Annotated in this window: 22 protein-coding genes; 9 read left to right on the top strand and 13 right to left on the bottom strand. The window is 58.6% G+C overall.

Annotated features, from left to right (window positions below; genetic code table 11):
- The 6 genes from PLH32_13485 to PLH32_13460 all read left to right on the top strand — a co-directional run bounded on the left by PLH32_13485 (position 1) and on the right by PLH32_13460 (position 3686).
- Positions 1 to 540, top strand: coding sequence for a 4Fe-4S dicluster domain-containing protein (locus PLH32_13485; GenBank protein HQJ65621.1), 540 nt, complete (start codon positions 1 to 3; stop codon positions 538 to 540).
- A 17-nt stretch (positions 541 to 557) separates the two neighbouring features.
- Positions 558 to 1508 (top strand): polysulfide reductase NrfD, encoded by a 951-nt coding sequence (gene nrfD / locus PLH32_13480; GenBank protein ID HQJ65620.1) that lies wholly within the window; start codon positions 558 to 560, stop codon positions 1506 to 1508.
- A gap of 75 nt (positions 1509 to 1583) precedes the next feature.
- Positions 1584 to 2126 carry a YeeE/YedE thiosulfate transporter family protein gene (locus PLH32_13475; GenBank protein HQJ65619.1) on the top strand — a complete coding sequence of 181 codons (543 nt, stop codon included), beginning with the start codon at positions 1584 to 1586 and terminating at the stop codon, positions 2124 to 2126.
- Positions 2123 to 2722 carry a YeeE/YedE thiosulfate transporter family protein gene (locus tag PLH32_13470; protein ID HQJ65618.1) on the top strand — a complete coding sequence of 200 codons (600 nt, stop codon included), beginning with the start codon at positions 2123 to 2125 and terminating at the stop codon, positions 2720 to 2722. Before PLH32_13475 ends, PLH32_13470 begins: the two co-directional genes overlap by 4 nt.
- Before the next feature lies 1 nt (position 2723).
- On the top strand, positions 2724 to 3383 hold the full coding sequence (locus PLH32_13465) for a rhodanese-like domain-containing protein (GenBank protein HQJ65617.1): 660 nt from the start codon (positions 2724 to 2726) through the stop codon (positions 3381 to 3383).
- 27 nt (positions 3384 to 3410) lie between these two features.
- Positions 3411 to 3686, top strand: coding sequence for a DUF6150 family protein (locus PLH32_13460; GenBank protein HQJ65616.1), 276 nt, complete (start codon positions 3411 to 3413; stop codon positions 3684 to 3686).
- 99 nt (positions 3687 to 3785) lie between these two features.
- Here PLH32_13460 and PLH32_13455 read toward each other — a convergent pair whose 3' ends face one another.
- Positions 3786 to 4766, bottom strand: a complete 981-nt coding sequence (locus PLH32_13455) for a DUF2202 domain-containing protein (GenBank protein ID HQJ65615.1) — start codon at positions 4764 to 4766, stop codon at positions 3786 to 3788.
- A gap of 379 nt (positions 4767 to 5145) precedes the next feature.
- On the opposite strand from PLH32_13455, the gene wecB reads away from it, so the two are divergent.
- The 3 genes from wecB (at position 5146) to PLH32_13440 (ending at position 7510) form a co-directional block, all read left to right on the top strand.
- Positions 5146 to 6258, top strand: coding sequence for a UDP-N-acetylglucosamine 2-epimerase (non-hydrolyzing) (gene wecB / locus PLH32_13450; GenBank protein ID HQJ65614.1), 1113 nt, complete (start codon positions 5146 to 5148; stop codon positions 6256 to 6258).
- Between the two features lie 22 nt (positions 6259 to 6280).
- The gene (locus PLH32_13445; GenBank protein HQJ65613.1) at positions 6281 to 6487 is read left to right on the top strand and encodes a hypothetical protein; all 207 of its coding nucleotides are present in this window, start codon (positions 6281 to 6283) and stop codon (positions 6485 to 6487) included.
- A 186-nt stretch (positions 6488 to 6673) separates the two neighbouring features.
- Positions 6674 to 7510: an HD domain-containing protein gene (locus PLH32_13440; protein ID HQJ65612.1), complete on the top strand. Its 837-nt coding sequence runs from the start codon at positions 6674 to 6676 to the stop codon at positions 7508 to 7510.
- Here PLH32_13440 and PLH32_13435 read toward each other — a convergent pair whose 3' ends face one another.
- The 12 genes from PLH32_13435 to PLH32_13380 all read right to left on the bottom strand — a co-directional run bounded on the left by PLH32_13435 (position 7511) and on the right by PLH32_13380 (position 22975).
- Positions 7511 to 7849, bottom strand: a complete 339-nt coding sequence (locus PLH32_13435) for a NifB/NifX family molybdenum-iron cluster-binding protein (GenBank protein HQJ65611.1) — start codon at positions 7847 to 7849, stop codon at positions 7511 to 7513.
- Positions 7850 to 7871: 22 nt separating this feature from the next.
- A complete protein-coding gene (locus PLH32_13430; GenBank protein ID HQJ65610.1) occupies positions 7872 to 8783 on the bottom strand; it encodes an Mrp/NBP35 family ATP-binding protein in 912 nt (303 codons plus the stop codon).
- 20 nt (positions 8784 to 8803) lie between these two features.
- Positions 8804 to 9673, bottom strand: a complete 870-nt coding sequence (locus tag PLH32_13425; GenBank protein ID HQJ65609.1) for an ATP-binding protein — start codon at positions 9671 to 9673, stop codon at positions 8804 to 8806.
- Positions 9673 to 10533 (bottom strand): ATP-binding protein, encoded by an 861-nt coding sequence (locus PLH32_13420; GenBank protein HQJ65608.1) that lies wholly within the window; start codon positions 10531 to 10533, stop codon positions 9673 to 9675. The genes PLH32_13425 and PLH32_13420 overlap by 1 nt, the downstream gene beginning before the upstream one ends.
- Positions 10534 to 10546: 13 nt before the next feature.
- Positions 10547 to 10909 carry a NifB/NifX family molybdenum-iron cluster-binding protein gene (locus PLH32_13415; GenBank protein ID HQJ65607.1) on the bottom strand — a complete coding sequence of 121 codons (363 nt, stop codon included), beginning with the start codon at positions 10907 to 10909 and terminating at the stop codon, positions 10547 to 10549.
- Positions 10910 to 10973: 64 nt separating this feature from the next.
- Entirely contained in the window at positions 10974 to 11333 is a 360-nt protein-coding gene (locus PLH32_13410; GenBank protein HQJ65606.1) for a DUF5320 domain-containing protein, read from the bottom strand.
- 24 nt (positions 11334 to 11357) lie between these two features.
- Positions 11358 to 11963 (bottom strand): NifB/NifX family molybdenum-iron cluster-binding protein, encoded by a 606-nt coding sequence (locus tag PLH32_13405; protein HQJ65605.1) that lies wholly within the window; start codon positions 11961 to 11963, stop codon positions 11358 to 11360.
- 171 nt (positions 11964 to 12134) lie between these two features.
- Entirely contained in the window at positions 12135 to 13562 is a 1428-nt protein-coding gene (locus tag PLH32_13400; protein ID HQJ65604.1) for a sigma 54-interacting transcriptional regulator, read from the bottom strand.
- Between the two features lie 307 nt (positions 13563 to 13869).
- Positions 13870 to 15699 carry an FG-GAP-like repeat-containing protein gene (locus tag PLH32_13395; protein HQJ65603.1) on the bottom strand — a complete coding sequence of 610 codons (1830 nt, stop codon included), beginning with the start codon at positions 15697 to 15699 and terminating at the stop codon, positions 13870 to 13872.
- Positions 15700 to 15710: 11 nt separating this feature from the next.
- Positions 15711 to 16595, bottom strand: coding sequence for a hypothetical protein (locus PLH32_13390; GenBank protein HQJ65602.1), 885 nt, complete (start codon positions 16593 to 16595; stop codon positions 15711 to 15713).
- On the bottom strand, positions 16592 to 17884 hold the full coding sequence (locus tag PLH32_13385; GenBank protein HQJ65601.1) for a glycosyltransferase: 1293 nt from the start codon (positions 17882 to 17884) through the stop codon (positions 16592 to 16594). Before PLH32_13385 ends, PLH32_13390 begins: the two co-directional genes overlap by 4 nt.
- Positions 17885 to 17986: 102 nt before the next feature.
- A complete protein-coding gene (locus tag PLH32_13380) occupies positions 17987 to 22975 on the bottom strand; it encodes a DUF2334 domain-containing protein (protein HQJ65600.1) in 4989 nt (1662 codons plus the stop codon).
- Between the last annotated feature and the right edge of the window lie 95 nt (positions 22976 to 23070).

Raw genomic sequence — 23070 nt, 5'->3', positions numbered from 1 at the left:
ATGGCCCGATTTGCGATGGTCATTGATACCAAAAAGTGTGTGGGCTGCATGGACTGTGTTGTCGCCTGCAAGACCGAGAACAGGGTTCCTGAAGGCTTCAACCGCGATTGGATTACCACCGAAGCCAGAGGCAAGTTCCCCTCCGTCCAGATGGAGATCCGCTCCGAGCGCTGCAATCATTGTGACAATCCCCCGTGTGTCCATTGCTGCCCGACCGGAGCCAGTCATGTGCACACACTGGGTGGCGTGGTACTGGTGCATCACGAGCTCTGCATCGGCTGCAAGGCCTGCCTGGCTTCCTGCCCTTACGATGCCCGCTTCATCCATCCCGAGGGCTATGCCGACAAGTGCACCTTTTGCATCCATCGGGTCGAGAAGGGGATGGACCCCGCTTGTGTGGCCGTCTGCCCGACCCATTGCATGTATTTCGGCGATCTCGAAGATCCCCACAGCCCGGTCAGCCGGCTGTTGACCGCGCGGCGCTACCATGCCATAGCCCCTGAGGCGGGAACCGATCCGCAGATATTCTATTTGATCTAATGCTCACCGAGGCGAAGATGAATGAATTGACGACGACGCGTCACAATGAACTGATCGATCCCTTCGTTCATGTCTGGGGCTGGGAGATCCCGGTCTATCTTTTTCTGGGCGGCCTGGTTGCGGGAATGATGATCATCGCCGGTTACTTTTTCATCAAGGGCCGGGACGAGGGACACAAGTGCATCTGCTACCAGATTCCGTTGCTCGCCATGGTACTGCTCAGCCTGGGCATGTTCGCCCTCTTTCTCGACCTCGAACATAAAGCCTACGTTTGGCGCGTCTATACCACCTTTGAGATCAAGTCGCCGATGTCCTGGGGCTCCTGGATACTGCTGCTGGTTTATCCGGCCCTGCTGGTCAATTTCCTTCTCCATGTACCGGCCTGGATCGGAGATCGTCTGCCCTTCCTCAATCACGGGTCGCGAATGATCCGCTCGATCAAAAATATCAAACGCCATGTCGGCAAAGTCAACCTGGTGCTGGGCATCATGCTCGGAACCTACACCGGCATCCTGCTCAGCGCCCTGGGAGCGCGTCCCCTCTGGAACAGCGCCATTCTAGGAATCCTCTTCCTGGTTTCCGGTCTTTCGACGGCTTCCGCGCTGGTGCACATGATCGCACGGGAGCGGGAGGAGAGCGAGATGCTGGCGCGGGCGGACAACCTGTTTCTGACCATCGAGCTTTTCATTATTGCTCTTTTCTTTATCGGCCTGCTGAGTTCTACCGAGGTGCAAATCAGGTCCGCCATGCTCCTGTTGACCGGCCCGTATGCAGCGGTATTCTGGGTGTTCGTTATCCTGATGGGGATCGTGGTCCCCCTGTTCATCCAGAACCTTTCGGTCAGCCATCGCATCAAGCACACCCCGGTTGCACCTGTCATGGTCATCCTTGGCGGATTTATTCTGCGTTTCGTGCTGGTCCAGGCGGGACAGTACAGCCATTATCTTAACGCGCATTTTATCAAATGACCCGGTCCTGGGCGGGCGGCAAGGATCGTTCCGCCTCCAGGATGCATTGTGTCCTAAAGATTGGAGAAAATAACCATGTCCTCACCGCATCAGGCGGATTACTTTGCACCCAAGCCCTACTGGAACCCTTACCTTTCGGGAATCGGTCTGGGACTCGTGCTGCTGGCCTCCTTTGTGATCATGGGCCGGGGCCTGGGCGCTTCGGGCGCCTTCTCTTCGGTCGTCGCCTACGGTATGCACCAGGCCGCTCCGGAGCACACCAGCGCGAATGCTTTTTACGCCGAATACCTCGGCGACGGCACTACCCATCCTCTCAAGGACTGGCTGGTCTTCGAGGTTATCGGTGTCTTTATCGGAGGGTTCATTTCCGGCAAATTGGGGAACCGCATCAAGGGCAAGATTGAAAAGGGACCGCGCATCAGCAACCGCGGCCGGCTGCTCTATGCTTTCCTCGGCGGGGGATTGATGGCGATCGGAGCCAAACTGGCGCGCGGCTGCACCAGCGGTCAAGCCCTCACCGGCGGCGCTCTGCTGAATTTCGGCAGCTGGGCCTTCATGATCTCCGTTTTCATCGGCGGATACGCCTTTGCTTACTTCATGAGGAGACAATGGCTATGAGTGCACCCTTTTTCAAATATGGCCTCTTCAATGACGAGGTCAGCCTGGTTGTTGCGGTTTTTATCGGGATTGGATTCGGCTTCTTTCTTGAGCGGGCCGGATTTGGCAACGGCCGCAAACTGGCCGCCCAGTTCTATTTCACAGACATGACCGTGCTCAAGGTCATGTTTACCGCCATCGTGACAGCCATGATCGGCGTCTACTATCTTTCGGTCCTCGGCGTACTCGATCTCTCTCTGGTCTATATCAATCCGACCTATCTGGCGCCGCAGATCGTCGGCGGATTGATCCTCGGCATCGGATTCGTCATTGGCGGCTACTGTCCTGGCACCGCGTGCGTTTCCGCCTCTACCGGCCGTTACGACGGTTGGGCCTATGTGGGCGGACTCTTCGCCGGCATTCTCTTCTTCGGTGAGGTATTCAAGCTGGTCGAAAAATTCTATGTCTCCACCGCTATGGGTAAGGTGACCCTGCCGCAGCTGCTGCATCTGCCGTACGGTTTGATGGTCTTTTTGGTCTGTGTCATGGCCCTGGGCGCCTTCGCCGCCGCCGAGTGGGGCGAAAAAAAGATGGCTGCGAAGAAGGAGGGCGAATAAGATGAATGTGGCAGAAGCGTTGAAAAAGATGAGTCTGAACGCCAGGTTGGCCGCCCTGCTGTTGCTCTTTGGCTTCATCGCCATTTTTGCCGGCGATCCCTACGGTGGGGCCAAAACGGAAATTGATGCCCAGGAACTGGCGCTCATCGTGGACCGGCAGGTCGATCATGTGGCCGCCGAGGAGCTGGCGGACTGGATCATCCAGAACCGCAGCGACTACCGGCTGATTGATCTGCGTACCGAGAAAGAATATGACGAATATCATATCCCGACATCCGAAAATATCACCCTGGCCGGATTGATGGATGCGGGCCTGCAGCGCAACGAGAAGATCGTACTCTATTCGGAGGGAGGCATCCATTCAGCCCAGGCCTGGTTCTTGTTGAAGGCCCGGGGCTACAAAGCCGTTTACATGCTCTTCGGCGGACTCGAGGAATGGAAGGACAAGGTGCTCTTTCCGGCGGTGCCGGAGAACCCTACTCCCGAACAGCGGGTGGCTTTTGCCAAAATCAAAGAGGTGAGCACCTATTTCGGGGGCACGCCGCAGAGCAACGCGGCAGCCGTCACAGCCCAGCCGCAGACCGCATTGCCCAAACTGAGCCTGCCTGCCGGAGGCACTGGCCCCAAGCCCCAAGGCAAAAAGAAAAAAGAGGGTTGTTGATTACTGCTACCTATATGGAGAAATGCCATGCCTCTTCTCTATAAAACCGACATCGCTGCGGATGCCGACCTCAAGATATGTTTCACTGAGATCCGCTCCGAAGCCGATCTGGTCGCCTTTGAGTCCTCCAGCGCCTGGGAGGCCACAGAGCCCCAGATCTGGTGCTATACAGAGATCCGCAGCGACGCTGCCAAGGCGATTTTCATCACCGACTCTTCTTATGAGGCTGAACTGCTCGTCTTCCGGACCGATATCCAGTCCGATGCCGGCTGGCAGAACAGCGGCAAAGCGGGACTGCTGTAAGTACTTGAACCAGCCTTTTTGCTATTCAATTTATCTTTGCCTCCCCATAAAAAAGCCTTCGATTCCGAAGGCTTTTTTTTACGGAGTAATGAGGAGCGATCAGCGTATCAACAGCATCCGGTGCACAGTCGCTGCATCGCCGGTGCTGACTCGGCAAAAATAGAGACCGCTGGTGACGGGATGGCCTAAATTGTCGCGGGCATCCCAGAGGTAGCGCTGCTCGCCCGTGCCCTGACCACCCAACGCTGCCGAACGCACCAACTGTCCGGTGCTGTTGTAGATGGCCAGCTCCACCATCCCGGGCTCCTCGAGCTGGTAGACGATGGTGGTAGTGGGATTGGCAGGATTGGGATAGTTGCCCACGCGGATGGATTTAGCGCCCTCCCGGGCCGAATCGCCCCCCTGACGCTCGCCGCCTTTGCGGCCGTTCTGGCCCTGGCTTTCGCCAACGGGGCCGCTCTCCATCGGCGAGGAGATGATTTCGTCGAGCGCTTCCTGGGAAATATACTGGGCACCGTAACTGCCCCCGGTGGCAACGATCAGGCGGTAAAACGAGCGCATATGATTTCGCGACCCCTTGGTCAGATTCTCATAGACCAGCCGGATGTCCTGGTTATCGATTTTTTCAAGCAAGGTGACCAGATCATGGATGTCCAGATCTTCGATGGTTGCCCCTGTTTTCAGGGCGTCAAGCTGGGAAACGGATCCCCGTTCGACTAGAGCGCTGTAAAGTTCCTGAAGATGCACCTCGGTGAAAAGACCGGGCTGATCAATGAAAGGATCTTTCAAACCATAGCGGTCAAGCAGCATCTTGATCCGGTCGGCGTGCCGCTGTTCGCTCGCGGCGATGTTTTGAAATACCGGCAGGTTCCACCTGGCGTAAAGCGCCTGATAGACGTCGCGCGCCAGTTTTTCCTCTTCGCGCATGAGGTAAAGGCTCTTTTCCTCGTCGGCTGAAAGCGGCTCGACTGGCAGATTATCAATCGACCGGGAGCTGCTGCCCCGTTGGTCTCTTCCGGGTTGTGCCAGCAGCGGCAGGGCCAGAACAAAAAGCAGTAATGCAAGAACTCTGGTTTTCATGTTGAACCTCCAATGGGTTAGTGTTCATCCATTGCCTGTACAACTACCGTGCCAGAGTGGACGATGCTGTAAATCATTTGATTACGAATGGTAAAAAGAGAGACCAGCCGTGTGGGTTCGACCATATGGTCGAGCGTATGGCGGTGTTGGTCGAGATCGTGTTCGCAGCCGGTAAAAGAGATGAAATTCGCCAACATACACGCACAGAAATATTTTCCACGGGCTGTGTTTGGCTTGCTATTTGCATCGCTTATGCAGTACCGGCCGTTTTCTCATTGGCCAAAGGGCAGCCGAAACTGGGGCATACAGAAGCTGGCCGGCGCAATCTCATTTCCGCAAACACGATTTCAATGGTATACTTGCAGACGGCAGGAATCCTATGAAAATTCTTTCCATTCTCGGTACGCGGCCGGAGGCGATCAAGATGGCCCCGGTTATCAAGGAACTGGAAAAATATCCGCAGGAAGTGGATAGCCTGATCTGCGTCACCGGCCAGCACCGGCAGATGCTCGATCAGGTGCTTGAGCTTTTCGATATCCATCCCGATATGGACCTTCATCTCATGCAGCCCAATCAGCGGCTTGCGGTTCTCACCGCCCGCCTCTTCGAAACCCTGGATGGCGTACTGGAGGAAACTAGACCCGACTGGATCCTCGCCCAGGGGGACACTACCACGGTCTTTGTCTCCGCGGTGATGGCCTATTATCATGATATCCGTTTCGGCCATGTCGAAGCGGGCCTTCGCACACTGGACAAGCGCCGTCCCTTCCCGGAGGAGATGAACCGCCGCCTGGCGGATGCCGCAACCGATGCCTGGTTTGCACCTACCGAACGGGCGCGGCGGGCTCTGCTGGCAGAGGGATTTCCGGAAGCGGACATCCATGTCACCGGCAATACCATCGTCGATGCTCTGCTGGAGATTTCACAACGTCCATTCGATTGGCAGAAAAGTGCCCTTTGTGCGATTCCGCAGGAGGGGCGCATGGTCCTGATCACCGCTCACAGGCGGGAGAGCTTTGGCGAGCCGTTTCGCGAACTCTGCCAGGCCATCCGCGAACTGGCCGGTTCGTTTCCCGACACACGCTTTATCTATCCGGTGCATCTGAACCCCAATGTACGTCGTCCGGTTGGGGAAATCCTCCATGGGCTGGGGAATGTCCATCTCATCGAGCCGGTTGACTATCTCACCCTGGTCCACCTCATGAAGAGGTCGGCTCTGGTTCTCACCGATTCGGGAGGGATTCAGGAGGAGGCGCCGACTTTCGCTGTGCCGGTGCTGGTGATGCGCGATACCACCGAGCGGCCGGAAGGGGTGGAGGCGGGCGTCGCTCGGCTGGTGGGGACGAGCCGGGAACGGATCGTTCTTGGAGCGGCCAAGGTCCTGGAAGAGGGATCATGGATTAGCCCGACACGCTCCTTTATCAATCCCTACGGGGATGGCCGCGCAGCCCGGCGTATCGTGGAAATCGTTTTGGGTGCAAAGGTGTCGTAAGGTTTACCAGCTTCGAAAAACCTTGCATTTTCCTGAGGCAGTCAAAACCCTGCGCGCAGCAACGCGGGACGAACTGGAACGCATCGTCGAATTTTGGCAGCTCCCCCAGGTCGAGATTGTGGCGCGCTCGGCGTCTTCTCCCGAACCGTATACAGTGAGCAGCGAGAGGAAGGGGGCTATCCTCGAAACCATCGCCCTCCGGCCGTGTACCGTTGAGGATCTCGTCTGAATCCTCGGGATTCATATCATCGAGGTGAATCAATACCTCGCCATTCTGGAAAAAGAGGGGAAAATCCACAGCCGACGCGCTGGTTCGCTGCTCTTTTTTAGAACCAGAGAGCAGAAATAGACGTCCAGCGGCCAAATGGGTCAGGTTAACAGGGATGCTGAAGAGAATAGGCAAGACGGAGTAGGAATGGGAAGGAAGTCGCAGATCGTGCGCTGGATCTCTAGAGAGGAACTGAAAGAGCTTAAGGAGTGGTTCGCCGCTTATGTCCGCTCCTTTTGCAGCATGGAGCGCTTGCAACAGCGCAATTTCCTCCTAAAGGAGGAGCATACCCTGAGGGTCTGCGAAGAGATCAGGGCCATCGGCCGGGAGGTCGGATGTGATGAGGAAGAACTCGTTCTGGCCGAGGCTGTAGCTTTGTTGCATGACATCGGCCGTTTTGAGCAATATGCTCGCTACCGCACCTTCGTCGACCTGCGCTCCGAAAATCATGCGGTATTGGGATTAAAGGTCCTGGCCGATAAAGCCCTCCTCGACGGTTTTGATCCGCAGGTTCAGCAGATTATAAATGAAGCAATACGCCATCACAACCGCGCCTCTCTGCCGATGGAAGAAGCGGAATGGCTCTTCTATGTCCGACTGTTACGCGACGCGGACAAGTTGGATATCTGGCAAGTGGTGACAGAATATTATCAGCATGCGCAGCAAGAACGCAATGAGGCTATCGAGCTTGATCTCCCCGATATACCGGAAATCTCGGAACCGGTCCTACAGGATCTGGCCCAAAAAAAAATCGTGCAGGTGCGGCACCTCAAGAGCCTCAACGACTTTAAACTCCTGCAGATGGGCTGGATATTCGATATCAATTACCTTCCGACCTACCGGGCTATCAGAGAACGGCGATATCTTGAGAAGATCAGGCGGGTTCTGCCCCCGGATGTCCGTATCGATGAAATCCATGCCGTCATGCAGCACCATCTGGAGATGAGAATAGCGTGCTCAAGTGGCAGAGCCGGTTCTACTTAATCAGTGATCGCAGGTGTTTACTCCACTCTGCAAGCTGCCAGCCAGGTACTCCCGGGCCAACTCTTCGGGGCTGGCAGTCGGTGCACCGACGATGACCTGAATCTTGTGATCGGTGAAGAGCATCTGGGCCCTCTGCCCCATACCTCCGGCAATGATAACTTGGGCATCGCGCTCTGCAAGCCAGCCCGGCAGCAGGCCCGGTTCATGAGGTGGGGGAATGACATCCTCCCGCCCCAGGATGGTCCTGGTCTCCGCGTCGACGGTGATCAAGGCGAACTGCTCGCAGTGGCCGAAGTGGGCACAGAGCATACTGTTGGCGATGGGAATAGCGATTTTCATACGGGACTCTCCGAGGAAGGGATTAGACTGACGGACTCAGATCGGCGATGGGCTGAATGACCTTTTGCATGATCTTCGCCGTGGCCGAACTGGCGTAGGCGTTGATGAAGGCCACCCCCTGGTCGCAGGCCTGGGCGATCTGCGGATCGATAGGGATAGAGCCGAGGAACGGCACCTCCATCTCTTTTGCCATATGGGCACCGCCGCCGGATCTCAGGATTTCGGTACTCCTTCCGCAATGGGGACAGACAAATCCGCTCATATTCTCCACCACCCCGAGCACCGGAACCTTGAGCTGACGGCAGAATGCGATCGACTTACGCACATCCACCGCCGCTACCTTTTGCGGTGTGGTAACAATGACTGCCCCTGTGAGATCGCCGATGATCTGGCAAACCGAAAGGGGCTCATCTCCGGTCCCCGGAGGCGAGTCGATGATCAGATAATCGAGCTGGCCCCAGGCCACATCCTTGATGAACTGCTTGATAGCACCCATCTTAAGGGGGCCGCGCCAGATCACTGCCTCATCCTGATGATGCAGGAAGAATCCCAGCGACATCACTTTCAGATTGCCCACCTCGGCGGGAAAAAGCTCGCCCTCGTAACCTTGAATGGTCGTGCCCTCGAGGCCGAGCATGGTGGGGATGCTCGGGCCGTGGATATCCACGTCGAGCAGACCGACCTGATGGCCCGCCAGGGCCAGGGATGCAGCCAGATTGACGGCCACCGTACTCTTGCCCACGCCCCCCTTGCCGGAGAGGACGATGATCTTGTGTTGGATACGGCAAAGGCGTTCCTGAATCTGCTGACGTTCGGCAAATTCCTGGTCGGACTCATCCGCCTTTTTATGAAGCGCCGTGCACTCGCTGTTACTGCAGCCGCTGCAGCCCTCCTCCTCGTTCATTTGCTGTTGGTCATCCTGGTCATAATTCACTAGTGCTTCCTTTCCATCTGTTATCGCAGCATTTGCCAGATCCGGCGAATGTCCTCCGCCGCCGGGGCATCGGTTTCAACCACACTTTTAGCCTGCATCATCGCCCGGGTGACGCCGGGATCGTAGCGGATGTGGCCGACAATTTGCGCACCGCTCAGACGGGCCTTGCTCTCGATGCGTTCGGTCATCTCCGGGTTTAGGTCCCATTTGTTGACGCAGACTGCCGCAGGAAGGTCGAAATGGCGCGCTAGTCCCAGTACGCGTCCGAGGTCGTGCTCTCCGGATACGGTGGGTTCGGTAACCACCAATACCTGGCTGGCGCCGGTCAATGAGGCGATCACTGGACAGCCAATCCCCGGTGGGCCATCGGTGATGATCAGGCCATAACCCTCTTTTTCAGCGAACTCGCGTGCCTGCTTGCGCACCAGAGAGACGAGTTTGCCTGAATTCTCGGCTGCCACATCGAGACGGGCATGGACCATGGGACCGATGCGCGTATTTGCAATCATCCATTCGCCACGAAGTCGCTCTGGAAAATCGATCGCCCCGGTCGGGCAGAAATGAACACAGAGACCGCAGCCCTCGCAGGCGGCAGGATCGATCGAAAATAGGGTGGGGCCGGAGGCGCTCCCGACCATGCGCACCGCATCGAAACGGCAATAGGTAAGGCAGAGCCCGCAGCCGATGCAGTCGGCCGGTCTGATAACCGCCTCATGTCCACTGTAAAAGGGCTGCTTGTCACCGTTGCGGGGTGGAAAGAGAAGGTGCAGGTCGGCCGCGTCCACATCACAATCGGCCATGACGACACGTCCGGCGAGAACCGCCAGAGAGGCGGTGAGGCTGGTCTTGCCTGTGCCCCCTTTGCCGCTGATGATTACCAGCTCCCGGATCATGACCGCTTCCCCGCTGCATGGAGCACAGCCAGCTTCTCGAGACGCTCCTTGAGGACGAGAAGACGGGGACGGAACTCGGGCACCGCTTCGCCGGCCAGCTGACCGCGGGAGTAGGCCTCGGCTATGCGCCGGTCGTCCGGGATTTCCAGCAGGAGTTCGATCTTTTCCCGCCCACAAAATTCCTGAACCCGGCTGTCTCCGATACCCATGCGGTTGACTACCACTCCGAAGTTAAGCCCCAAACTGCGCACCATCTCCACGGCCAGCGTCAGATCGTGCAGCCCGAAAGGGGTGGGTTCGGTCACCAAAATGACATAGTCGGCTCCCCGCACGGCGGTGATTACCGGACAGGAGGTGCCGGGGGGAGCATCGATGAGGGTGGGCAGGGCCGGGTTCACCCACTTTCTGATCGCGCGGATGAGCGGCGGCACGGCGGAAACCCCCACATCAATCAGCCCCTGGATGAGTTGGACGCTTCCTGTGCGGCTACGACGTATGACGCCAATGCGCTGATCCCTCTCCTTGATGGCCTTCTGCGGACAGACCAGCAGGCAGCCGCCGCAGCTGTGACACAATTCAGGAACGACCAGCGCCACCCGCTTGGGGACGATAATAGCGTTGTATGCACAGAATTCACTGCAGGCGCGGCAGCCGTCGCAGAGGGTTTCATCCACAACCGGTATGGGGACGGCAATGACCTCCTCCTCGATCGACCCGGCGGGCAGAAAGAGATAGAGATTGGGCTCCTCCACATCGCAATCCAGCAGTTGAAGCGGCTCTGCAAAGGTCTGCGCAAGGTTGACAGCGAGGGTGGTTTTTCCGGTTCCTCCCTTGCCAGAGGCAACGGCGATGATCATCGCACTTCCTTTATTAAATCCAGTGCTCCTCTGCATTGGCTTCATCGGCGGGCTGGAGCTTCCCGGCCTTGTAGGCAGCTAGGGCTTCGTGTACGTTGGTAGCGGTAGTAGTATAGATCGCCACCCCGGCTGCGGAGAGGACCCGGAAGGCTTTGGGCCCACAGTGCCCGGTCACCAGGGCATCCGCCCCGGCGCGTAGAAGGGTCTCGGCGGCTTGAATGCCGGCACCCTGCGCGGCACTCAGGTTCTGAGCGTTGTCGATGATTTCAAAACAACCACTCTCCATATTGTAGAGCAAAAAGCTGGGTGCGCGACCAAAATGAGGGTCCAGTGGTGCGTCCAGAGTTGTACCGGAAGTGGTAAAGGCAATTTTCAAACCGATCTCCTTGTCCAACAGGGAGGGCTGAAAGGAAAAGCGAGCGCCTTTCCCCCCTGTTCAGTCATTCTTCCACAGGTTTCTCAATGGTTTCCAGCCGCTGCTTGATGGCATCCAGCTCCGCCTGGAGGGCCTCGGCCTCACTCTGCAAGGTTTGCCTCTCGCTTTCCGTACTGTAGGCGCCGGGGGGCGCAGCGGGATAGCCGTAGGGGCGCCAGCCGGGCCGTCCGGTGGCAAAATAGCGGTTCCGCCATCCGCGTCCTCCCCCGCCGCGACGCCAAAAGCCACGGTCGAAGCCGACCACCCGGCCGCGAAAACCGCCGCCGCTGACAAATCCCAGGGCATCATACCCTGCGCAATAGCCGGCACCGCGGCTGGTTCCAGGGCCCCAACCAAGGGGTCCGGTACGATCTCCACCTGGCATGGTTATATCCTCCTTATCATCATGTTAGGCGCGGGTCATCGCTGCACCGCACTTGGGACACAATTTCTGTGCGCAAGGCCTGCCGCGCTCATGGGCTTCACGATGGCCGCAGGCCGGGCACAGGCAATCACCGGCCGGACCGGCGGCCTTTTGGCCCCCAATGCGGCCGCGTCCCCCCATCCCTTTGTTGCCACCGCCCTGTCCTCCTCCTCCTCCGTTTCCGCTTCCTCTGCTGAACATAGTGGCCTCCTCTCGATGGCTGTTCATTTCTAACCTGTGGCGTCCGTAACTTCGTATGCACCCCGGCATGGCAAAGCCGCTACTGCACAGCAGCTTGCCCTGCAGCCAGGCTTCAATTACCTGGTGCAGTTCACCGGCCACAAAAGGGATCACCTCGATGCCATAGGCCACGACCATCGCCTGCAGATGTTGCGAAATGGCGCCACAGACCAAGACATCCACATGCAGTTCTGCCAGGGTGAGTGCGATCTGCGCCGGAGATTCGGCATGCAGCAAAGCCTCACTCTCTTTGCTGATCTCCACGCCATCCCAATGGACGAGATGCAGTTTATGGGCCACATCAAAGACCGGTGCAATGCGGCTGTTCCATGTGGCGAAAGCAGCGATCATGCTCCTCCTGCAATACGATTCTGTTTCTTGTATTACAAGAATCGTACCATTGTTGAAGGAACGCTGACATGATGGTAAATAAATTAAATACAATGAATAAATAGGGCGGCCAGATCGGGTGGATGATGGGAAAAGTAGCAGTTATGCAACTTCAACAAAATACAAGAAGCATTATTGCAACTTGGCTCGGAGTGAATCGCGACCGGCTGGAGTCGATTCGGGGGAGCGGTTGCCCCTCCGGTCGGGCAGGACAAGCCCAAGCCTCTTGATCTTGCGGAAGAGGGTTGTCTTGTGAATGCCGAGCCGTCTGGCTGCGGCAAGACGGTTGTACCCGCTCTCCTCGAGGGCCGCCTGAATGGTGCGGGCTTCTAAAAGCTCTCTCGCCGTCCTCATCCCTAAACCGGCCGCAGAGTGAGCGTCAGGGCGGGTGAACTGATCGGGCAGGTGGGTGATGCCGATCTCCCCTTCGCGGCAAAGCACAAAGGCGCGCTCAATGACATTTTCCAGCTCGCGCACATTGCCCGGCCAGTCATAGGCCATGAGCAGGGAGAGAACCTCTGGGGCAAGGACGGTGATGTTTTTGTCCTGCAGATTGTTGAAGCGGCTGATGAACTGGGCGGCGAGCAGGGGGATATCCTCCTTGCGCCGCCGCAGGGGAGGAAGCTCGAGGCGCACCACGTTGATGCGGTAATAGAGATCCTCACGGAAGCGGCCCTGACGGGTCTCCTCTGTCAGATCGCTGTTGGTGGCGGCGATGATGCGGACATCAGCTATCTCGGATCGGGTGGCGCCAAGCGGCTCATAGACACGTTCCTGCAGCACCCGCAGCAGGCGGACCTGCAAGGCGGGACTGATCTGGCCGATTTCATCAAGGAAGAGGGTGCCCCCTTTGGCAAGAGCGAAACGCCCCGGCTTGTTCCGCGTCGCGCCGGTAAAGGCCCCCGTCTTGTAGCCGAAGAGTTCCGATTCCAGCAGGGTGTCGGGCAGGGCGCCGCAGTTGATTGCGACGAAGGGAGCTTTGCTGCGCGGACTAAGTGCGTGAATCGTCCGTGCCAGCAGCTCCTTGCCTGTGCCGGTCTCTCCGAGAATGAGGACGGTGCTGGGACTGGCGGCGATGGCGGGCAGCACCTCGAAAAGGCGCTGCATCAAGGGACTGCGGCTGATCAATTCGCCGGCACGAAAACGGCCGTCCAGTTGCTGACGCAGTGCCTCCAACTCACTCAGATCCCGGAAGGTTTCCGCGCCGCCGATAATTTTCCCCGCTGCATCGCGGAGCACCGCCGTTGAAACGCTGATCGATATCCTTTCCCCTCGCGCATTGATAATATAGCCGCTCTTGCCGATGATCGGCTTGCCGTTGCGCAGGGTTCGCCGCAGTGCGCACTCGCTTTCGCACATGCTACAACGAAAGACTTCCGAGCAAAGCTGGCCGATGGCCACCCGGCGGGGGGTGCCGGTGATCGACTCCGCCGCGCGGTTGAAAGAGGTGATGCGCCATTCCCGGTCGACCGTGAAGACCCCGTCGGAGATGCTCTCGAGGATAGCTTCCGTCGAGGTGGTGGGTAATATTATGGTGTCGACGGCCTGCTTTTGGGTCATGTCCCGTTTTTTTTGTTTATTGATTTGTATTGTGCCCTAGAAAGTATAGAAAAATCAGCCCAAAATCAAGCGGCAACTTTATTGCAAACGGGTTTCCGCATCCCGGCGTACACGGTCAGTTTTTACTTGTCTTTTCGCTGATAGCTCTAAACTGTGGTTGCGAAAAATCGTCTGGAGCGGTGGTGCCAAGGTAACGGTTCCTCGAGTTCCCTGCAATAAACTCCCTGTCGCCACAGAAAACTCATAGCCTATCCGCAAAGCTGAATGGCGCCGCCTTCTGCGCAGGCTCGGTGGCAGCAATCTGCTCTCATTTTAAATGGCTGATGCGCAGCCGGGCGATCTCCTTGCCGGCGGTTATGACGCATTGATAAACCCCTGAGGCAGCCGCTTCCCCGGACGTCATGCTGCCGTCCCAATGCAAGCTGTGGCTCCCCGCCTGCTGTACCCCGCGCCAAAGCTCGCGTACTTTTTCTCCGCGTATATTGTATATCGTCGCGACCACTTCACCCGCCGTCGGTAAATCGTAGCGGATGAACGTGCCGGCGTTGAAAGGGTTGGGATAGTTGCCATGCAAGGTTAACCGTCCCGGAAGATTTTGTACCACTTGCACGGCCGGGAAGTACCGGGACTGCCCGTCGCGGTCGACCTGCTTGAGCCGGTAATAGAGCTGATCCCAGGCGGAAAGCGCGTCGAACCAGCTGTACTCCTTTTGCTGGGCGGTTGTGCCGCTTCCCGGGACGAATCCCGCTGTTTCAAAGGCGTGCCCGTCGAAGGAGCGCTGCACTTCGAAACCGAGATTATCGCTCTCGCTGGCAGTGCGCCAGGTGAGTAGCACACCGTCCGACTGTACTGCAGCGGTAAAGGAGACCAGTTCCACGTCCAGGATTCTGCTGTTGCCCTCGAAGAGACGGAGGTAACTGTCGGTGGAAGCTGCGGCCACATCGGCGATGCCGTTGAGATTGACATCGCCGATAGCGGCGAGACTGGAGATGCCGCCGGTGGCTGTATAGCTCCAGAGCTTCTGCCCCTTGGTTGCGCCTCCGCCGCTGATGCAGAACACCTCATCGGCATCGGAACCAAAGACCGCTTCGGGATAGCCGTCGTTGTTGATATCGCCAATCGCTGCTGTCGACAATACCGTCGAGCCGAATTTCACCCGCCAGATCTGCTGGCCGGTGGCGCCGGAGAGAGCGTAGCCATAGTCATCGGACGATCCGGCCAGCACATCCATCTTGCCGTCGCCGTTGAGATCTCCGATCGCTGTGACGCAGAGGGCATCCGCGCCGGTGGAAAAGCTCCAGATATTTTTGCCTGTCGCTCCGGAGAGGCATTCGACCCGGTCCATGTTGCTGCCGAGCAGCAGGTCGGCCTTCCCGTCGCCATTCACATCTGCAATGGGCGCAATCGACCAGACCCGTGCACCGGCATCGTAGGGGGCGACCCAGAGCGCTTTGGCCGCTAAACCACTCTGCTGACCCTGGGTGACGCCCGCACCCGAGAAGCAGTAGATATAATTGTCGCACGAGCCGGCGCATTCCTTCTTGCCGTCGCCATTGAGGTCGGGCATGGCGATGACGTTCCAGAAATCGGCGTCGCTGCCATACTGCCAGAGGATCTTGCCCTGCTGTGCGGCCGCTCCGGAGATGCAGAGCATGTTGTTCATGGCGGTGCCCACCACTACATCCCCGATCTGGTCGCCGTTGACATCCCCCAGTGCGGCGACCGAATGGATGGTCGCCGAATCGGCGCGCGTCCAGAGTTCCAGGCCGCCGTCGGAAGGCCTTCCTGAAATGCAATAAACCAGATTATCCCGCGACCCCGCAACAGCGTCGGGGTAGCCGTCCCCATTGACATCGCCAATGGTTTCTACATCGGTGATGGCGTCCAGGGCCCGGCAGGACCAGATCTCCCGCGCATAGTCCGGCCCGCCGCCGGAGAGGCAGTAGACCAGGTTGTCGGTGGAACCGGCCAGCAGATCGGGCCGACCATCGCCGTTGACATCGGGAAAGGGGGCGACCACGGTCACCGGGCCACCCGTCGAATATTCCCAGAGCAGCTGTGCCGGGATGGTCTGGGCTGTCGCAAGGCCGACGACCAGTAAAGTCAGCAAAAAGAAGATGCTCATTTTATTTTGCATAGATCTCCTCCTTAATCTCCCCAACCATACCAGAAAAAAAGACCGATACGCAGATCCTGGTAATTCCGTTCATAGGGATTTTCGTAGCGGCCGGTGCGCGGATAGTATTGCCCCCACAGATATTCCACACGGATATTGAGATCAATGTCGTTCCAGGGGGTGAAGCGGATGCCCGGCGCGGCAGCGGCATGGTTGTTCCAAAAGTCGGCGTTGCGGTCATAATAGGCGTAGACGACGCTGTAGAGGTCAAGACGCGTTTTATGCAGGCGCAGCAGCTGCAGCCCCAGCTTGCTTTCGATATAGCCGATGATGTTCTGATCGTCCTTCTCAAAATAGTTGATGTCGGCGTAGGTTTCGCTCCAGGGGGTGAAGGGGAGCGTACTCCTGGGCGCCCAGCCTCCGGGATCCCAGCCGTGCCAGAAGATCAGACCCCCGCGCCAGTCTTCATAGGAGGGGGCGTAGGGCATGGCCTCCTGGTCGTAGGCAATGTACTCTCCGCGGACATACTCCCCATAGAGCGCGAGGTAGACCTTTTCAAAAAAGCGCAGCCGGGTGCCGAGCATCGCTTCGACGCGATTGTTCCAGAAATCCTTGTTGGCATCGCTGCCGTAACGGATCTTGAGATAGGTGTCCCACACCCCAAGACCAGAGAGGGGGTAGCGCAGCCCCTCGTAGAGCTGGGCCATGGTGACCATGTTGCGCCCCTCGCGACGCTGATAGATGGTTTCGTCATAGGCCTCGGCAAAGAAACGCAGCCCGGTCTCCTGTGCGGTCGATTCCTTGAACATACCAGAGAACAGGATCGTCCACAACAAGACGAGAACGAATGCTGAGCGCCCGGCTGCGCGGGCCGGATCAGGATGAAATCGCTCCATATCCCGTGCGCAGAGTCTCATCCGGCTGCTGCTCCCTCTTCCGCCGTTTCCTCTACCTTGAAGCGCTCGGTTTTGTCCCACACCCCGACGCGGTGACGGCGGGCATCGAGGATGAGGGCTTTGAAGACGATGTAGAGCCAGAGCTGGCAGTAAGTGAAGTACATCGCGACTGTGAGCAGGATGTTGACGAGGGAATCCTCTCCCTCATAACTGAGAACCACAAAGATCTCCAATGTGAAGAGGGCAAAGGCTGAGACCCAGACCGCGAAGTAGGGACCCGGCACATTGAGGGCGATCAGTCCGGTGCTGCTGGCGAAGAAGAGAAGCAGCGAGATAACAGTCGCCGCCAGAAAGAGATAGTAGAGCGCGAAGAGGTAGATGAACTCGGTGACCAGGAACCGACTTCGGGTTTTGAGCATCGGGCCGGTGAATTTACGAATGACATAGTTGTTGCCGCGCACCCAGCGGGTGCGCTGGCGGCTCCAGACCCGCAGGATTTCGGGCTCCTGCTCCCAGGTGACGCTGAGGGGCATGAACTTGATCTGCCAGCCCGCTTGGTAGATGCGCATACTCAGTTCAGAATCCTCGGTGATGGCGCGATCGTCCCAGCCGCCGACCGCCGCAATCACCGATTTTCTGATGATATAGTTGGTGCCGGGCAAGATGGTCACGCGCGAAAGATGGAAGCGGCCCGCCTGCAGGATCCACTGGAAGGCGATGGTTTCGATGTTGACGAAGCGGGTCAGCCAGGTGCGACGGCGGTTGACGCAGCGGAATTTGCCGATCACCGCCGCCAGTTTGGCATCCGCCTGAAGATGGAGGGCGAGGTGACGCAGAGCGGAAGGTTCGGGCATATTGTCGGCATCATAGATGGCAATGAGCTCGTGGCTGCAGTGCTTGAGCCCTTCGTTGAGGGCATAGGCCTTGCCGTGTCCGGTTTCACCAGCCGGCAGACGGACCAGCTTGATGCGGGGATCCGTTTGCGCGTGCGCCAGGATGATCTCCGCAGTGCGGTCTGTGGAGCCGTCGTCGATGATCACCAGCTCGAGTTTATCCGCCGGATAGTCGAGAGCGAGGATGGTGCGCATGGTCTTGGCGATGACCACCTCCTCGTTGCGCGCCGGGATCATAATGGAGACCGGCGCTGGGTCACTACCTTTTGCCAGCAGCTCCGTGTGTTCCTGCTGAATATGGTGGCGATAGCGATAGCCCGCCAAGGTGAGCACCAGCTGGTAGACGATCATCCCCCAGATGATGACGACGCTGCCAAGGAAGAGCAGATCGAGTGCAGGGTGCATGAGGGGCAGCACAGGTTACCTCCAATTCAGGGCGAAGAGATTCAGTGAGACGGCCGAGCCAGAGGAACTGGATTCATCGGGTGAGGTGCGCTGCACCCGATCTACAAGCTAGTATCAAACGGCTGTCTTGCGGTGGCGCCCGGCGTTTTTTAGATAAAGAAAACCGAGAACGATCCCGAAGAGAAGACCGCCGCCGGCGATGAGGCCGGAGAGGGCCAGCGAGATCTGTTTTACCAGCTGTGTGGTCCGGCTGGTGGTATAGATTTCCGCCCGGTGCTCCCCGGCGGGCAGGGCGAATGCGTAGCCGAGTTCTCCGCGCATCACGGCCGGTCTTTTTTCCTGGCCATCGACCTCGATTGCATGCGGTTTTTCACTTAAAACCATCCAGTTGGCCGTCTCCGAACGGTAACGCAGGCGGATGCCGCGGACGATCCGCTGCAGTTCAAGCAGTTCGCCAGAAAGGGCGATCAGGCGGCCTTCCGCCCAAAAGTCCTTGAAGAAAGAACTGGTGCGGTCAAGGGGCTCAATGGTATGACGGCCGGCGGGGAGAATCAGGTGACCGCGATGATAGGCCGGCCATACCGAACCATCCACCAGCACATCCGGGTGCTGTTTGGGATCGAGCAGCAGGCTTACGGTGGTGGCAGCGTCTATTCGCCACTGCGCAACGGAGAGGGATTCCCGCGTCGCCGCGGCTAAAGCCAGCGGTAGGTAACCGCTGTCCACTTCGTAGAGGCTGGCCTCCGAGTTGAGCGGGAGACGGGCGCCCCGGGCTTGACCCTCTTGCAAGGTGCGATAGAGTTCCAGTCCGGTGATCTGAGGGGTCACCAAGCCGGGTCGCTGCGGCCGGTCAACAAGGTTGAGGGTGGCCAGCGGAATCCGGCCGCGGCTGCTGGCCGCCCCGTGATCGATCATCGCCATGTAATCTTCCGGTCCGGCGGGATTGGCCTGGGGCGGCTCCTCGAGCTGCAGGGTGAAGGGGAACTCGTCGGCGAGGGCGGCGATGGCAGCGGTGTTGACGCCCACAGCCGCCGCAGTCGACGGCGCCATGGCGGCGTCCAGGGTGGTCACGATGATCTCCCAGGAGGTCTTTTTCTCCGCCTCTACCTGCCGAAACAGGGTGACAAAGCGGCGGATTTGATCATTCACCATCTCCTCGCGCAGGAGATATATTGCCTGCAGAGCCCGGGAGTCGCGCTGCCAGTAGCGTCTGGAGGAGGGATCGAAGAGGAGCCGGGGGTCGTAGCCGTGGCGCTGCGAAAAAAACTCGCGAAAGTCCTGGTTCATCGGCGTAAACCAGCGTGGTTCCGCCGGGCCGGCCGCCGATTCATAGTAGAGTTCGGCCAGGTTGACGCCATCCCATGGGTGCGCCAACAGCATATTCCGCAATTCCGCCATTACCGCATCGCGGCAGGCGGTTATATTGAGCGCCATCGGACGCCGCCAATGCGCCCCCGAAGTGTCGGCATCCGCCCCGAGGGCGTTCTTCTCCCGCCACTCCGGATGATCGAGCCAAAACTTGTCCGAGACGTGAGGCAGTTCGAGCCAGAGATAGACGCGTATGGCGTTCTGGTGCGCCAGCGCGATCAGGCGGCCATAATCGTAGGTATAGTCACGGTAACTGTGCCAGCCGGCGGCATAGATGGTGCGCACCCCGTTCTTGCGCCACATCTTGATCAGATCCTCGATGCTGATCTCCTCGCGTGAGCCGGGATCGAAAAAGATCTCGACGGCCTCGCGGCGGACCAGGGGTTTGAGGCCGAACTGGTAGCGCAGCATCTCCGGCAGGAAGGGATAACGACCGTAACCGCCTCGGGTCTCGGGGTCGAAGAGGGTCCCCCAGTAGAGAAAGCGGCCTTCGCCGTATTCGCTGCCGATCACCGCCGGCCATCCTGAAACGGGATCGGTAGCATAGGTGATGTAGTCATACTCGGTCTCAAAGGCAGCCAGCGTGTCCGCAGCCGCCCAGGTGATCCGGACAGTCGGATAGTATTCATCGGTAACGGCTTTTACCAACCGGCTCTCCTCATGCCGCTGGATGCCCAAAGCGCTGCTGAGGGCTGAAGGGCACTCGAGAATCAGATTGGCGCCGTTTTGGACGCTGCGAACCAGCAGGAGGATCTGCTGCTGATCGAGAACGGATGCCGCTGCGGCCGGGACGACGATGAGGTTGATTCCCTCAGGCACGGTGAAAAACTGCCCCACATCCAGCCTCATGCCGTCGATGCCCACACTGCCCAGCGCCTGCTCCCAATTATCCTGGTCGCGCAGCAGCCGCGCTGGGGCATCGCTATGGTACAGCATCACCATGCGCGCGGGAGGTTCATCGGGCACGACCAGTGGTTTGACAGCGCCGATGTACCCCTTCAGCCTCGGCACACGTCCAGCAATGTCGGCGGCCAGAATGGCCAGAGCACCTTTGGGTCGTGTCGGCGCCGCCGCGGCCACATAGATCCATCCCTCCGGCACAACCACCTCCTTGCGCACAGTGTCGCTGTGAAGGGCCTCGGAATAGTGCTCATCGCGGATGGAACCGTGCTCATCGATGTAAAATTCGCGCAAATAAGCGGAGGTGAGGGGCAGCTCGACCCGGCCGCTGCCGGTCACGACCCGGAAACCGGGTCCGCGGACCTGCTGGCAGGTATGGCGGGGATCTGTGAAGCGATAGCCCATCTTTTTCAGGCCGGGTATGATCTCCTTGAGCACCGTGATGTCGCAGAAGGGATGGAAAAAGAAGCTCGCGACACCGTCGCGCAGGGCGAGATTATTGCGCGCTGCTTCGAGCAGCGGTCCGGAACGCTGATCGCTGAGCGGGATATAGCCGAGGTTTTCCGGGATGATTTTGCCACCCGCAGTGTGCTCGTAGATCAGCCAGGGGAGTAGCTGATCAGAACCGTGCAGATCGATGGTCTGGCGGCGCTCGTAGGCGGAACTGAAATAGGTGTTGATGACCGAGTAGGCAAGCTGTGAGGCGCCATAGTGGGGCGTCTCCCAGGTAACCGGCCAAAGTTCGTTGCGGGCCATCTCTTTCAGACCGGTTTCGATCCGCTCGCGGACATACTCACGGGAATCGGAAAAGAGCGGCTCATTGTGCATCATGTCCCAGAATTCGTAATCGGCCGTGGTCTCGCCGCGGTATTGGTGGGTATTGCCGTGCATCACGATAACCCCGCCCTTACGCACCATATAGCGGATGGCCGCCACCAGTTCGGGCTGATCAGAGAGGGATGCGGCGGTGTTGCTGGCCGGGTCGAGATAAAAGGGGACCAGCGAGATGGCAAAGGGCACCTCTTCGCCGTGAAGATAATCAGCGATGCGGCGCAAAGAGGCGGCGTCGGAAAGGGGGGAGAGGTCCTCTATGCGCACCATAGCCAGGCGGCGGGTCTGGTGCGGCTGCCGGAGGATATCATGCAGCAGGTCGGCGAAGACGATATAACTGCCTCCCTCCCGCACAAAGGCGGTGGTGAGGTCAGCGAAGTACCAGAGGTTGCGGCTGTGGAGGGCATAGGGCAGACGCTCCGCGCCTTTTTCCATCCAGGCCAGAATCTGGACGCGAGCGCTGTCGGTCAGGGCGATCCGGTCGAAATCGGGATCCTCTCGGGGTAGCAGCGCCTGCTTGTAGCGCACACGGTTCCATGCCGAATCGGCCGCGCTGCTCAGGTAGCGGATGCCGTGATCCGGCAGGCCGGGCTGCTCGAGATACTGGCCGAGGCCGAGATGGATCCAGGCCAGGCTGCCCTTGAAGCCGGCGGCCTCCTGGAGAAAAGCCTTGGGGAGGATGAATTTGGGATCGACGCCAATATAAAAGAGCAAATCCTTGCCGGCCAGCCGGCCCGGCGTGTAGGGCTTGTCTGCATCGAGGAGGAGTATTTCGGTCTCCACCTTGAAATGGCTGAGCAGGCTGGCCACCTGCCGGGCGTCGTTTTCACCAATGGGATCGCTCACCACTAGAATGCGGCGAGCCGGTTGCCAGGCGAAACCCGCCGCTACGTCGGGCCAGGCCTCGTCGCGTTCGATCTGGTGGGTGTCGTAGAGGTCGATATCGGGCAGCTCCGCCCGCTTGGCGGCTCGCATGCTTTCCTGCAGCATGCCGCTATCGACCCTCTGCTGGCCGAAGGGAGTAAGTTCGAGGTGAACCAGCAAGCGACTGCGCTCTGCGACCTGTTCCCGGAGGGCCGCGGCGGCGCCCTCCACCCAGGCCGGATTGAAACGGGCCGGATTTCGATGAAGATCGGCCCATTGCTGCCACATCAACTCCAGACTGACCCAGTCGGGTTTTTGAGGCGCTTCGAGGAGGGCCTCAAGATCGAAACCGGTATAGCCGCGCTGTTCAGCCGGGGTGAAAAGTCTGCCGTCAACTTTGGGGCTGACCACCGAGGTGACGCAGGCGAGTTTGCGAAAGTCGTGGATGGCTTCAATGCTGGCGAGCAAGGTTTTGGACAGTCCAAGGGCGGAGGCATCGCCAAAACCCAACTCCCTGATCTGTTGCTGACAGAAGGCGCAACCGCAGTAGGCACTCTGCCAGCGCACCACCGGCTCACCGATGTCGATGCCCGCCAGTCCATTGTAGTGTTCGAGCAGATCGCGGATCAGCCCCACCCACCAGGAGCGCACTTCGGGGTTGGCTGCGCAAAGGGGGTAGCTCTCTTCGTTCAGGCGATAATCGCTGCCGTCCGGATTCTTGACGCGCCATTCAGGGTGTTGTTCCCAGGCGGGCTTGTGCTGAAAGGCTGGGAGCCAGGCCATAACCTGGATCTCTCTCTCGCCACAGGCCTCCAGAACATAGTTTAGCAGATTTTGGCGGCCGTAATCGGCCATTTCGTTCAGTTCATAACTGGTCTTGTACTTGGCGCCATGAACTGGATCGTAGGCTTTGTAAAAGACAACATTGACTCCATGGGTCTGCCACTGCTCCGCAAGCCGCTGGGCCAGTACATTGGCGCGCACAGGAGCGTTGTAATAATAGGATGGATCAAAACGCACCGCATTGACCGACTCCGGAACAGGGTCGAGACGAAGAGCATCGGGTGCAGCCGCTTCTGTTAAGGCGGATAGTGTGATAACATCTATTAAAACAAATATAAATATTAAGCTTTTTTTCACCGCGTTCTCCTAGTCTTCCTGTTCTCACCAAATCCGTTCTCTTTACAACAATCATACCAGAGTCGACGAAATGCTATGACTCTTCTAACGGTGCG

Source organism: bacterium (assembly GCA_035419245.1).
Taxonomy (GTDB): Bacteria; Zhuqueibacterota; Zhuqueibacteria; order Residuimicrobiales; family Residuimicrobiaceae; genus JAKPUX01.
Note: the sequence above shows the minus strand (reverse complement) of the source record. Positions and strands in the feature narration are given on the sequence as shown.